The 12,721-nt window shown below is 59.7% G+C and carries 11 protein-coding genes; 7 read left to right on the top strand and 4 right to left on the bottom strand.

What is annotated here, in order from left to right; genetic code table 11:
- Positions 1-52: 52 nt before the first annotated feature.
- Positions 53-1,903, bottom strand: coding sequence for an SLC13 family permease (locus tag ACWHVV_RS08960; RefSeq protein WP_447929019.1), 1,851 nt, complete (start codon positions 1,901-1,903; stop codon positions 53-55).
- A 263-nt stretch (positions 1,904-2,166) separates the two neighbouring features.
- On the opposite strand from ACWHVV_RS08960, the gene ACWHVV_RS08955 reads away from it, so the two are divergent.
- Entirely contained in the window at positions 2,167-2,814 is a 648-nt protein-coding gene (locus ACWHVV_RS08955; protein WP_447929018.1) for a TenA family protein, read from the top strand.
- Positions 2,815-2,890: 76 nt separating this feature from the next.
- Here ACWHVV_RS08955 and ACWHVV_RS08950 read toward each other — a convergent pair whose 3' ends face one another.
- Positions 2,891-3,868 (bottom strand): NADPH:quinone reductase, encoded by a 978-nt coding sequence (locus tag ACWHVV_RS08950; protein WP_447929017.1) that lies wholly within the window; start codon positions 3,866-3,868, stop codon positions 2,891-2,893.
- A 159-nt stretch (positions 3,869-4,027) separates the two neighbouring features.
- On the opposite strand from ACWHVV_RS08950, the gene ACWHVV_RS08945 reads away from it, so the two are divergent.
- Together ACWHVV_RS08945 and nfo are read left to right on the top strand one after the other, a co-directional pair.
- A complete protein-coding gene (locus tag ACWHVV_RS08945) occupies positions 4,028-4,792 on the top strand; it encodes a glycerophosphodiester phosphodiesterase family protein (protein ID WP_447929016.1) in 765 nt (254 codons plus the stop codon).
- 32 nt (positions 4,793-4,824) lie between these two features.
- Positions 4,825-5,685 carry a deoxyribonuclease IV gene (gene nfo, locus ACWHVV_RS08940; protein ID WP_447895977.1) on the top strand — a complete coding sequence of 287 codons (861 nt, stop codon included), beginning with the start codon at positions 4,825-4,827 and terminating at the stop codon, positions 5,683-5,685.
- Here nfo and ACWHVV_RS08935 read toward each other — a convergent pair.
- Positions 5,655-6,242, bottom strand: a complete 588-nt coding sequence (locus ACWHVV_RS08935) for a helix-turn-helix domain-containing protein (protein WP_447929015.1) — start codon at positions 6,240-6,242, stop codon at positions 5,655-5,657. The two genes, nfo and ACWHVV_RS08935, sit on opposite strands and share 31 nt — an antisense overlap.
- Positions 6,243-6,502: 260 nt before the next feature.
- Here ACWHVV_RS08935 and ACWHVV_RS08930 point away from each other — a divergent pair, with 260 nt between their 5' ends.
- The 3 genes from ACWHVV_RS08930 (at position 6,503) to ACWHVV_RS08920 (ending at position 10,378) form a co-directional block, all read left to right on the top strand.
- Positions 6,503-7,240, top strand: a complete 738-nt coding sequence (locus tag ACWHVV_RS08930; RefSeq protein ID WP_447929014.1) for a Crp/Fnr family transcriptional regulator — start codon at positions 6,503-6,505, stop codon at positions 7,238-7,240.
- Between the two features lie 406 nt (positions 7,241-7,646).
- Positions 7,647-9,065 carry an amidase gene (locus tag ACWHVV_RS08925; RefSeq protein ID WP_447929013.1) on the top strand — a complete coding sequence of 473 codons (1,419 nt, stop codon included), beginning with the start codon at positions 7,647-7,649 and terminating at the stop codon, positions 9,063-9,065.
- 116 nt (positions 9,066-9,181) lie between these two features.
- Positions 9,182-10,378, top strand: coding sequence for a benzoate/H(+) symporter BenE family transporter (locus tag ACWHVV_RS08920; protein ID WP_447929012.1), 1,197 nt, complete (start codon positions 9,182-9,184; stop codon positions 10,376-10,378).
- Here ACWHVV_RS08920 and ACWHVV_RS08915 read toward each other — a convergent pair.
- Positions 10,375-10,809, bottom strand: coding sequence for a hypothetical protein (locus ACWHVV_RS08915; RefSeq protein ID WP_447528725.1), 435 nt, complete (start codon positions 10,807-10,809; stop codon positions 10,375-10,377). The two genes, ACWHVV_RS08920 and ACWHVV_RS08915, sit on opposite strands and share 4 nt — an antisense overlap.
- Before the next feature lie 187 nt (positions 10,810-10,996).
- Between ACWHVV_RS08915 and ACWHVV_RS08910 the strand changes: the two genes are divergently transcribed.
- Positions 10,997-12,718, top strand: coding sequence for a proline--tRNA ligase (locus tag ACWHVV_RS08910; protein WP_447929011.1), 1,722 nt, complete (start codon positions 10,997-10,999; stop codon positions 12,716-12,718).
- Positions 12,719-12,721: the final 3 nt, after the last annotated feature.

The following is a 12,721-nucleotide window of genomic DNA, read 5'->3' as shown; positions in this document are numbered from 1 at the left end:
AGGCGCGCTATCGCGCGCCTGGCCGTGTTCACGGGTTCAAAAATGCAGGCGTCTAGCCGGATAAAGGCCACACTAGCAGAATTACGGGGATAGCGGTGACCATGACCACGATCGAAAGCGGCAGGCCCAGCTTCCAGTAGTCGCTGAAACGGTAGCCGCCGGGGCCGAGCACCAGGGTATTGGACTGATGCCCGATAGGCGTCAGGAAGGCGCAGGAAGCGCTAACCGCCACGGCCATCAAAAAGGGCTCCAAAGAGACGTCGAAGCCGTTTGCCAAACTCACCGCGATCGGCGCCATCAAAAGCGCCGCGGCGGCGTTATTGACGATGTTGGAGAGCAGCATACACAGGATGAAAAGGCCCACGAGGGAGATGACGACGGGCCAATCGGCGCCAAAATATAAAAGCGAGTTGGCGATGATGTCCGCCCCGCCACTGGTTTCGAGCGCCTCGCCCACCGGCAGCATGGCGGCAAGCAGTATGATCACCGGCCCGTCGATGGCCTGGTAGCCCTCTCGAAGCGGCAGCACGCCGATCAAAAGCGACACCAGCGCCGCCGAGCTCATGGCGACCGCGGCGGGCAGCAGGTCGAACAACATGGCGGCAATGGCCAGCGCAAAAATTCCCAACGACACGGCCAGCTTACGCGGCTGGCCCAGGTGTAGCTCGCGGTTGGCAAGCGGCAGACAGCCAAGCGTCGAGAGGCTGTAGCCAATCTCCTTTTCGCTGCCCTGGAGCAGCAATACATCGCCGGTTTGAAAGCGGATATCGCGAAGGCGTTGCTTCAAACGGCCGCCATCGCGCGCTACGGCCACCAGATGAAGACCGAACTGATGGTTGAGGCGAAGCTGGCGCACGCTGCGGTTGATCATCATCGAATCATTGCGTACCACCGCTTCGACAAGCTGCAGGCCTTCGGTGTCGACCGGCTCGTCGTCCTGCGGGTCGAGCTCTTCTTCATCCTGGCTTGTTTGCTCCTCCGGCGCGTCCTGGTCAAGCTCCGCTACGGCACTCAAGCCGACCTTGTCCTCCAGTAGCTGAAGCTCGTCCGGGCCGGCTTCGAGCAATAAAATATCGCCCTGCTTGAGCACGCCGTGAAACGAGTAACCCGCGAGGCGGCTATCATCGCGCACCACGGCAAGCACCGGGATCGTTTCGTCCAACTCGTCGCGAAGCTGTTGAAGCGTTAACCCGTTGGCTTTGGATTCCTCGGCGACTTTTAGCTCGACCAGGTAGTTGGCGGTATCGAACATGTCCGCAGAGCCTGCCTGGCTATTACGCCTGGGGGTAAAGCGCCACCCCAGCAGTACGATAAAGGCAAGGCCCGCCAGCGCCACCGCCACGCCCACCGGCGAGAAGCTGAACATGCTGAAATTTTCGCCGGTAATGTTGCCCCGGTATGCGGCGATGATGATATTGGGCGGCGTACCGATCAGCGTCGTCAGCCCCCCTAGTAGCGAACCAAACGCCAGGGGCATCAGCAAAAGTGAAGGCGAGGTATTATGCTCACGCGCCAGCCGCATGGCCACCGGCAACAGTAGCGCTAAAGCGCCGACGTTATTCATGACTCCCGAGAGCACCACGACCGTGCCCACCAGCACCAAAAGCTGCAGCATCAGGCGCTCACCGGCCTTCATGACCTGATGGGCGATGATATCGACCACCCCGGAGCGCTCGAAACCGCGGCTCAATACCAGCACCGCGGCGACGGTAATCACCGCCGGGTGGCCAAAACCTGAAAAAGCCTCATCCGCCGGCACCAGGCCCACCATGACCGAGCTCAAAAGCGCGGTCAGCGCGACCAGGTCATAGCGAAAGCGGCCCCAAATGAACGCCGCCAGTGTCAGTGCCAGGATGATGAAAATGAGCGTACTGGGGGCCAGTCCGAGCGACTCGATCGCCATTGAACAACGTCTCCTTTTACCACCTGGCAAGGTTGCCGCGTGGTATGTAATCTATTGATCTTTTAACCCAAAACACGGCGCAAGTTAACTTATTAATTAGCGGGCGAAGCCATAGGGTATTCATACCCGGGGCGCCAATGGCGGCCCCGCTTTAAAACCGGCTATCGCGGGCCCATTGCCGCGCTTACACTTAAGCCGATCAATCGGGCACTGAGCGCTCCCCTTACGAGCATCCAAAGCCCCCACCACTGAAAGGACGTTATATGGATTTGTGTCAACGTTTGCGCGAAGCCGCCGCCCCGTACTGGGACGCCTCGGTCAATCATCGATTCGTCGATGAACTGATCAGCGGCGACATCGCTGATCCCGCGTTCGCGCGCTACCTGGTTCAAGACTTTTGTTTTTGCGATACCTTCGTACGCTTACTGGGCGCGGCGGTGTGCGCCGCGGATGACCCCGAGGCGCGGCTCACCCACGCGCGCCAGCTAGCCATCGTGGCCGGGGGCGAGTACCGCTATTTCATCGACGCCTTTCAGGCACTCGGCGTCGCCGAGGCGCAGTGGCGCAACCCACCCCATGCCGAACCCACCCAGGCCTTCATTGCGCTTATGGACAAGGCCTGCCAATCCCAGGACTACGCGCTGATTCTGGTCGTACTGGTGGTGGCTGAATGGCTCTATCTCGATTGGGCCCAGCGCGCCGAGCAGCCGCTGCCCGAACGCGCCGAACACCGCGACTGGATCGTAATTCATAGCGATGAGGATTTCGTGCGCTGGGTGGACTTTTTACGTACCGAGCTCAACCGGGTCGGTGCCGAACGCGATTTCGAGAGCCTGCGCGCCCCCTTTGTCGAAGCCAGCCACATCGAGCAGCGCTTTTTCGATAGGGTCTACGAAGATACCGACCAGTAACCCTCAAAGCCGCCGCGTTCAAACGACAAAAGCCGCCCCAGGGCGGCTTTTGTTCTCGAAAATCTCCAACCCAGGCTCAGGGAAGAAGAATGGTGGAGCCGGTGGTTCGACGGCTTTGCAGCGCATCCTGGGCCTTGCCGGCCTCGTCGAGCGGGTAGCGATTGGCCACGTCGATCTTGATCTTGCCGCTTTCGATCATCTCGAAAAATTCGCTGCACATCTGCTCGAAGCGCTCCCGGGTGTCGGCGTAGCCGTTAAGGCTTGGCCGGGTCACGAACAGCGCGCCCTTTTGGTTGAGAATACCGATATTGACGCCATCGACCGGGCCCGAGGCATTGCCAAAGCTCACCATCAGCGAGCGCGGCTTCAGGCAGTCAAGCGACATCTCCCAGGTATCTTTACCCACCGAGTCGTAAACCACGTCGCACATCTGGCCATCGGTCAGCTCGCGCACGCGCTCGACCACGTTCTCCTCGGCGTAGTTGATCGTCGCCCAGGCGCCGTTGGCCCTGGCAAGCTCGGCTTTCTCCTTCGAGCTCACCGTGCCGATCAGCTTCACGCCCAGCGCCTTCGCCCACTGGCAGGCAATGGAGCCCACCCCACCGGCGGCGGCGTGAAAAAGAATCGTCTCGCCGCCTTCGAGCTTTTGGGTTTGGCACAGCAGGTATTGAACGGTCAGACCTTTGAGCATACTCGCCGCAGCGGTTTCGAAGTCGATACCGTCGGGCAGTTTGATGACCTTGTCGGCGGGGAGCACATGAAGCTCGGCGTAGGCACCCAGCGGCCCTTGGGCGTAGGCCACCCGGTCGCCCTCTTTCAAATGACTCACGCCGTCACCCACCGCGTCCACCACGCCGGCCCCTTCCGTGCCAAGCCCGGAGGGCATGGAGGGCGCCGGGTAAAGCCCGGTACGAAAGTAGATATCAATAAAATTGAGCCCCACGGCCTTGTTGGCAATACGAACCTCGCCCTTGCCCGGCGCCTTAGGGTCGACATCCTTTACCTCGAGCACTTGCGAGTCACCGGTGGTTGCAAACTCGATCCGCTTGGCCATAAACGAACACTCCCATATTCCCTGGATGATTAAACGATCGACTACCTTGCATTATCCAACCGCGTCAGAGGCGATAAATCAAGCCTTCTGGCGAAGCCATCGCGCTGTCATACGCCCATGCTAAACTGCCCTTTTATTCCCCACTATTACGGATACACCATGTCGAATCCAGGCATTTTGTTACCGGCGCTGATCGCCCACCGCGGCTACTCTGCTGCCGCCCCGGAAAACACCCTGACCGCCGTGCGCGAAGCTTACAACGCCGGCACTACCTGGGTAGAGCTCGATGTGCAGCTACTGGCCGACGCCACGCCGGTGATCTGGCACGACGCCGATGTCCGGCGCTGCTCCGACGGGCGCGGCGGGCTTGCAAGCCTGAGCCTGCAAGCCGCCAAGCGGTTGGACGTGGGCAGTTGGTTTTGCGACCGCTTCACCGGTGAAAAAATGGCTACTCTTGATGAAATGCTGGCGCTTTTAAACGAGCTCGGCATGGGCGTCAACCTGGAAATCAAGGTCAATAAGGGTCGCGACCCGATCGCGTTGGTCAACGCGGTAATGCCTACGCTTTTGAACCAAATCCCCGCCGAGCGGCTTATCGTTTCTTCTTTCGATATGGCGGCGCTGCGCCGCTGCCGTGAATTCGCCGGTAGTGATACGCTCGCGCTGGGCGTGCTGTTCGCAAGCATCCCCAAGGGGTGGCAGGCGGTATGCGAAGAGCTCGAGGCGTTTAGTATTCACCCGGACTGGGCACGCCTGAAACGCCCCCAGGCCGAGGCAATGGTCGGGGCCGGCTATCAGCTTCTTTGCTACACACCCAATGACCCCAGCGCCTTCGAGCCCCGCTGGGCCTGGGGAATTGCGAGCGCGATTACCGATCAACCGGCGCTTTTCAAACGTTTTTTGGATCATCGGGATAACGCATAATGGGCGAAACCACGTCCCAGTAAGGAAACGTCATGAAGTATATCGGTGCCCACGTCAGTGCCGCCGGCGGGCCGGACCAGGCCGTACACCGCGCCGTCGAGATCGGCGCCAACGCCTTTGCACTGTTCACCAAGAACCAGCGCCAGTGGAAAGGCAAGCCGCTCACCGAAGAGGCCATCCAGGCATTCAAAAAAGCCTGTGACGCGCAGGGCTTCGGGCCTCACCAAATTCTTCCCCACGATAGCTACTTGATCAACCTGGGCCACCCCCAAGCGGAAGGCCTCGAGAAATCCCGGGCGGCGTTTTTGGATGAGATGCAGCGCTGCGAGCAGCTGGGGCTGACGCTTTTGAACTTTCACCCGGGCAGCTTTTTGAAAAAGATCAGCGAGCACGACTGCCTTTTACGTATCGCCGAGTCGGTCAATATCGCGCTCGAACAAACCCGGGGTGTAACCGCGGTGATCGAAAATACGGCAGGCCAGGGCACCAACCTGGGCTGGCGCTTCGAGGACCTGGCCACGATTATCGAAAACGTCGAGGACAAAACCCGCGTGGGCGTGTGTATCGATACCTGCCACGCATTCGCCGCCGGTTATGATCTGCGCGATGCCAAGGCCACCGAGCAAACCCTGGACGCGCTTGGCAGCATCGTGGGGTTCGACTACCTGCGCGGCATGCATTTGAACGACGCCAAAAGCGAGTTCGCAAGCCGAGTGGACCGCCACCATAGCCTGGGCAAGGGCAACATTGGTTTGGAGGCGTTCACGACCATTATCCAGGATGCTCGCACCGACGATATCCCCCTGATACTGGAAACCGTCGAGCCAGAAAACTGGCCGGAAGAGATCCGCTGGCTGCGTACTCAGTTGCCCGAAGCCGCGCCGGGCAGGTAGTGAATGACGTCGTGAAAGCGAAGCCTCGCCGCTCCGCTATTGCGCATGACGTGGGGCCGGTCGGCGAAAAACCGCAGCCCCTCGCCGGCTTTCAGACACTGCCAGCGTTCGTCGATGCGCAGCTCCATTTCCCCCTCGACGACCACGATATGCTCGACGACCCCGCTTGCGTGGGGTGCGGATTCGCTCATTGCCCCCGGGGCAAGCTCGATCATGAACATCTCGAAGCCCAAAAGCGGATCGAACGGAAACAGCAGCCGCGCCTGCATGCCCGCACTATCATGCCCCCACACCGACTCCCCGCTATCACGCTCGAGCTCGCCCTGGGCGGGCTTCGAGCCATTGAACAAGGTGGAAAACGACACCCGAAACCCGCTGGCGATTTTCCAGAGAGTCGATACCGTCGGGCTCGATTCGCCACGTTCGATTTGCCCCAGCATCGCCTTGCTCACACCGGTTTGCGTGGCAGCTCGACCCAGGCTCCACCCCCGTGCATTGCGTAGCCGTTTAACGGTACTGGCAACGTAACCGGCAATGGCGGGTGATTCGCGTGTCATCGACCTCTCCTGTGAAAACGACGTTTTACTACACCCCTGTTCATTTTTCTAATCTCGACAGGCGTTAAAAAAAAGAGCCGAGGCGAGGCCTGTCAGCAGCTTGAGCTGACTATCGATGTATCATCTTTAAAAATAAAAAACCATTTTCAGAAAACCTTCAACAATGTTAACTTTTTAAATAAATATTTGTTTTTACAAAACTATTTTTCAGGCTTATAAATGCGGATATTTAATGAGTAAATATTTCAGGGATACGTCTTTTGCTCAAGAACTTCATTAGGAAACTGGAAAACTTCCAATCTTTTTCTAAAGAGGAAGTCAGCGCACTCGAAGGTTATGTAACGCCCATCCGAACCCTGAAAAAGTCCGAAAACCTCATACAAGAAGAAGACAAACCCTACGAAGTAAACATTTTGCTCGAAGGCTGGGCGACGCGCTACAAGGTGAGTGCAGAAGGCAAGTTTCAAGCGCTCGCGTTTTTGGTACCCGGCGACGCGTGCGATGTGCATATCACCCTCATAAAGCAAATGGATCACTCCATATGCGCCGTGGTGCCCTCGACGTTCACGTCTATTCCCAAGCACAATATCGAAAAAATATACGAACACCACCCGCGAATTGCGCGCGCTCTTTTCTGGTCGATGCTCGTCGATGAATCCACCTTACGCGAATGGGTTTTCAACATTGCCGGCAGGCGGGCCGACCAGCGCATGGCCCATTTGTTTTGCGAATTACTGGTTCGCTCCTGGGCGGCCGGCTTGACGAGCGATCATTCGTTTTACCTTCCGCTGACCCAGCAGCAAATAGGCGAGGCCATGGGCATCACCCCGGTACATACCAGCCGCGTCGTGAGCAAGCTCCGCGCTGAAGAGCTGATTTTCTGGGAAAGCAAACGCATGAAAATTCGCGACTGGGAAAGGATGAAAGCCTTTAGCGGCTTCGATGCAACTTACCTGCACCTGGATCAAGCCCCGCCAAGCCTGGCCAAGGAAATTTGATGCCTTGCCCCCATTAATTAATGCGCAGGGCTATAACGTAGAAGCCCGGCCATAAGGCCGGGCTTTGCTGCGACGTCCGTGTGAACATCGCGGGCATCCTGCCCGCGCCTCCCTGGAAATCTTCCTGATTCGATACTCCCTGGCGAATATCCTTATCCGCCCAGGCCATATTGGCTTTTAAACCCAGGGTTGTAAGTAACCTAATATAACAAAGCCACTAAATAACCTTAATATTCATTGATGATCACGATAAACCATCAGGACCTTTCCCTTAAAACGCCTCGGCTGGGCACGTTTAAGAACGAAAAACCGGACGTCTTGCGCCCTCGGCATTACTTGCTAGGCTTATATCGGCTTCACTGCCGACAAAGTACAAACCCGGAGAAGAATCAGACAAGGAGTCGTTGTGAGCGAGACCGATTTAGGCTTAATGGATGCCCATTCGCTTCGTAAACTTTTCGAAAACAAACAGGCTTCACCCCTTGAAGCCACCCGCGCCGCGCTGGAGCGTATCGATCGCTTCAATGACGAGGTCAACGCCTACGTTCACGTGGACCACGAGGGCGCCGAAAGCGCTGCCAAGACCTCGGCCAGGCGTTGGGGCCAGGGTAAACCGTTGAGCCCCATCGACGGCGTGCCGGTGTCGATGAAGGACCTGGCCCAGGTGGCGGGCATGCCGTGCCGGGAAGGCTCGCTCACCACCACCAAAAAGGTGTGCGATACCGACTCCCCACCGGCGCGTATGCTGCGCGAAGCCGGGGCGATCATTCTGGGCAAGACCAACACGCCGGAATTTGGCTGGAAAGCGGTGACCGATAACCGCGTATTCGGCGCCACCACCAACCCCTGGGACACGCGGCTCACACCCGGCGGCTCGTCCGGCGGTGCTGCGGTGGCCGCGGCCCTCAATATGGGCGTACTGCACCAGGGCGGCGACTCCGGCGGCTCGATTCGCATTCCCGCCGCCTTTACCGGCACCTTCGGCTTCAAGCCCACCTACGGCTGGGTGCCTCAGTGGCCACCGGCCAAGGAGCCCAGCCTTTCGCACCTGGGCACACTTACCCGCTCGGTGGAAGACTCGGTCAGCATGCTCAACGTGATCGGCCGCTACGACTACCGCGACCCCTACGCCACTCGGGGCCAGCCCGACTGCTGGGGCGAAGACCTGCACAAGAGCCTGGAAGGCTTGCGTATCGGCTTTTCACCGGATCTTGGTCATGTCAACGTCGACCCCCAGGTGGCGGAAAAGGTGCGTGAGGCAGCCAAGGTGTTGAGCGAGCTGGGCGCGGAGGTCGTCGAGGTCGACCCGGGCCTGAGCCCGGCGATCGATACCTTTCGCAAGCTCTGGTTCACCGCCTCGCTTCACCAGTGGGATCAACTGGACGACAAGCAGCGCGAACTGCTCGACCCGGGCCTGGTGGCCAACGCCAAGGAGGCACAAGGCTGGAGCGGGCTGGACTTTTTCCGGGCGCTCAACGAGCGCGCCTACATCACTCAGCGCCTCGAATATTTCAACCAGAACTACCATCTGCTGATGACCCCGGCGGTGGCGATTCCCCCCTTCGAGGCCAACCACGAAGTGCCACCGGGCAGCGACATGCGCGATTGGGAAGAATGGGCCTCGTTTAGCTACCCCTTCAACCTGAGCCAGCAGCCAGCGGCTTCCGTGCCCTGCGGCTTTACCAACGAAGGGCTACCCGTAGGCTTTCAGCTTGCCGGCGGTAAATTCGACGATGTACGCGTGCTGCGCGCGTGCCACGCCTACATGCTCCATAACCCGCCGCGCTTTCCAAGCATTCCCAACCCTTCCCATACGCCGGGGTAGGTAATTCCCCCCAAAGGCGAGCGTGGTGAACGCCCCGACAACCATTGTGCGCTATAGCGCACAATGGTAGCGTCGTTTTGTGCGTTATAACGTATACCGACGATTAAAGGCCCGCCATGACGACCCCTGAACATTCTACTCCTGCTAGCCCCTCGCTTTGGCGAGATACCACGCTTTCCACGGTTACTGCGGGACTGGTGGCGGTGGTCATTAGCTATACGAGCTCGGCGGCCATCGTCTTTCAGGCCGCCGCGGCGGCGGGCGCGACGGCGGCACAGATCAGCTCCTGGCTTTGGGCGCTGGGTATCGGTATGGGATTGACCTCGCTTGGGCTTTCGCTTCGCTACCGCATGCCGCTACTCACCGCCTGGTCCACGCCCGGGGCGGCCTTTTTGGCGACCAGCCTGCCTGGCGTGCCGATCAACGAGGCGATCGGCGCGTTTCTATTCTCGGCGTTTTTGATCACTCTGTGCGGTGTGACCGGGCTTTTCGAGCGGCTGATGCGCCATATTCCCAACGCCATTGCCCAGGCCCTGCTGGCGGGCATTTTGCTGCGCTTCGGGCTCGAGCTATTTGGCGTGATGGAAACCGAGTGGCTGTTACCGCTGATCATGCTGGTCACCTGGCTTGCGGGCCGGCGGCTTTGGCCAACGCTTGCCGTACCGGTGGTGCTGCTGGTGGGGCTGGCCGGTGCGCTTTTGCTGGGCCAGGTGAACATGGCGGGTATCCCGCTTGCTCCGGCGCTACCGGTATGGACCTCGCCCGCTTTCGTACCCACCACGCTGATCAGCATCGGCATACCGCTTTTCATCATCACCATGGCCACGCAAAACCTGCCCGGGGTGGCGGTACTGCGCGCGGCGGGGTATCAGCCCAATAGCTCCGCGCTGATCGGCTGGACCGGGGCGGCGACGTTTTTGCTGGCACCGCTTGGCGGCTTTGCGCTGAACATGGCGGCGATCAGCGCGGCGGTGTGTATCGGCCCGGACGCCCACGCAGATATGCGCCGGCGCTACACGGCGGGCGTGGCGGCGGGCGTGTTTTATATCCTGATGGGCGTGTTCGGGGCGACGGTGACCGGGCTTTTCACGGCCCTGCCCCAGGCGCTGGTCGTCGCACTTGCCGGGATTGCGCTGCTGGGCACATTGAGTGGGGGGCTTGCCGGCGCGTTTGCGCAAAGCGATCAGCGCGACGCCGCGATCGTTACCTTTTTGCTGACCGGCTCCGGCATCTCGCTATTGGGTATTGGCAGCGCCTTTTGGGGGCTGGTGGCCGGGCTGATCACGTTAAAACTTGCCCGGCGCGCGCTTTAAAGCGTGCTCAGGCGCTCGTCGTCCATGACGCCGGACATCCGCACCAGGGCGAGCGCTTCATCCAGGCTTTCGACCTCTTCCATGATCAAAAGCTCGTCGTGCAGGTTGACGGGCTGGCCGGCCTTGTCGGAAAGGATTCGCTCGAGCGAAGCCAGATCCTGGGAGTCGTCGAGCTTGAAGGTATCGATAGAGGCGCTCGAATTGCTGGGCAAGTAGATCGTGCCGTTGGAGAAGTCCACTGCGTAGGCGATCACGCCGGGCAGAATGAAAAACAACAGCCCAACGCCATTGGCGATGGCCACCACCGGGTCTACGTTGCCGCTAAGCTGGCCCTTGCGCTCCGGGTGAAACAACGTCCCGCAACCGCTCAAGCTAATGATCAGCCCCCCTATGACGGCGCCTTTCAAACCACGGTGTACGAGCTGTTTCATCGATACCCTTCCTGAAAAAGTGAAAAAAATGGCCTGGCTATAAACCGGTTATACCATTTGGAGCGGCCCAGTCTAGCATAATTGCGCTAACGCTTTGGCACGGCGCTTAATTTTTGCCGCCTTTACCGCTTGCCCGTACAATGCAATCATTCAACGTATTACCGACCCTAAAGGAAGTTCCTCGCTCATGCGCGCCAGCCAACTACTGATTGCCACACTAAAAGAGACCCCGGCCGATGCGGAGGTCGTGAGTCACCAATTGATGCTGCGCGCCGGCATGATTCGCCGTTTGACCTCGGGCCTTTATACCTGGCTGCCGCTGGGGCTGCGCACGCTGCGCAAGGTCGAGCGCATCGTGCGCGAAGAGATGGACCGCGCCGGCGCCCAGGAAGTGCTCATGCCCGCCGTGCAGCCGGCGGATTTGTGGCAGGAGTCCGGCCGCTGGGAGCAGTACGGCCCGGAGCTTTTGCGCGTCAAGGACCGCCACGAGCGCGACTACTGCGTGGGCCCGACCCACGAAGAGGTCATTACCGACCTCGTTCGCCGGGAAATTTCCAGTTACAAGCAGTTGCCCGTTAGCTTCTACCAGATTCAAACCAAGTTTCGCGACGAAATCCGCCCGCGCTTTGGCGTCATGCGCTCGCGGGAGTTCATCATGAAGGACGCCTACTCCTTCCACAGCGATGAAGCCTCGCTCGGCGAAACCTATCAGCACATGTACGACGCCTACACGCGTATTTTCACCCGACTGGGGCTCGATTTCCGCCCGGTGATCGCCGACAACGGCTCGATCGGCGGGACCGGCTCTCACGAGTTCCACGTGCTGGCAAGCTCCGGCGAAGACGATATCGTCTTCTCCAACGAATCCGACTACGCGGCGAACATGGAAAAAGCCGAAGCGCTGGCTGCCCCGCTTGGCAGCGACGCCAAGCGCGACGCGCCGAGCCAAGAAATGCACCTGGTCGACACACCCAACGCCAAGACCATTGCCGCCTTGGTCGAGCAGCACGGTCTTGCGATCGAAAAAACCGTGAAAACACTGATCGTACGCGGCGCTGAAGGCGGGCTGATCGCGCTGCTGGTGCGCGGCGATCATGAGCTCAACGAAGTGAAAGCAGAAAACCTGCCCGAGGTGGCAAGCCCTTTGACCATGGGCGACGAAGAAGCGATCCGCGCCGCCGCCGGCGCGGGCTTTGGCTCACTGGGCCCGGTGGGGCTCGATATGCCAATAATCATCGATCACAGCGTCGCGCTGATGTCCGACTTCGGCGCCGGTGCCAATATCGAAGGCAAGCACTACTTCGGTATCAACTGGGAGCGTGATCTGGCGCTGCCGCAGACCGCGGATCTGCGCAACGTGGTCGAAGGCGACCCTTCCCCGGACGGCAAAGGCACGCTCTCGATCAAGCGCGGCATCGAAGTCGGCCATGTCTTTCAGCTCGGTCAGAAATACTCCGAGGCGATGGACGCCAAAGTGCTGGGGGATAGCGGCAAAACCATCCACCCCTGGATGGGCTGCTACGGTATCGGCATCACCCGCGTAGTGGCCGCCGCCATCGAGCAGAACCACGATGACGCCGGCATCATCTGGCCCGATGCCATCGCCCCGTTCAACGTCGCGTTGGTGCCCATGAACGCGCATAAATCACAGCGCGTGCGCGAAGCCTCCGAGGCGCTCTACCAGTCGCTGACCAAGGCCGGTTTCGACGTTCTATTGGACGACCGCGATACACGCCCGGGGGTAAAATTTGCCGACCTGGAGCTGATGGGCGTACCGCACCGTATCGTGATTGGTGATCGCAGCCTGGATAACGGCGAGCTCGAGTACAAGGGCCGCCGCGACGCCGAGGCGACCATGGTGGCCCAGGATCAGATCACCGCGTTTCTAAACGAACGCGCCGGCCGCTAACCG

The sequence above is a fragment of the Vreelandella sp. EE27 genome (assembly GCF_968206495.1).
This window is presented reverse-complemented; position numbering and strand designations above follow the sequence as displayed.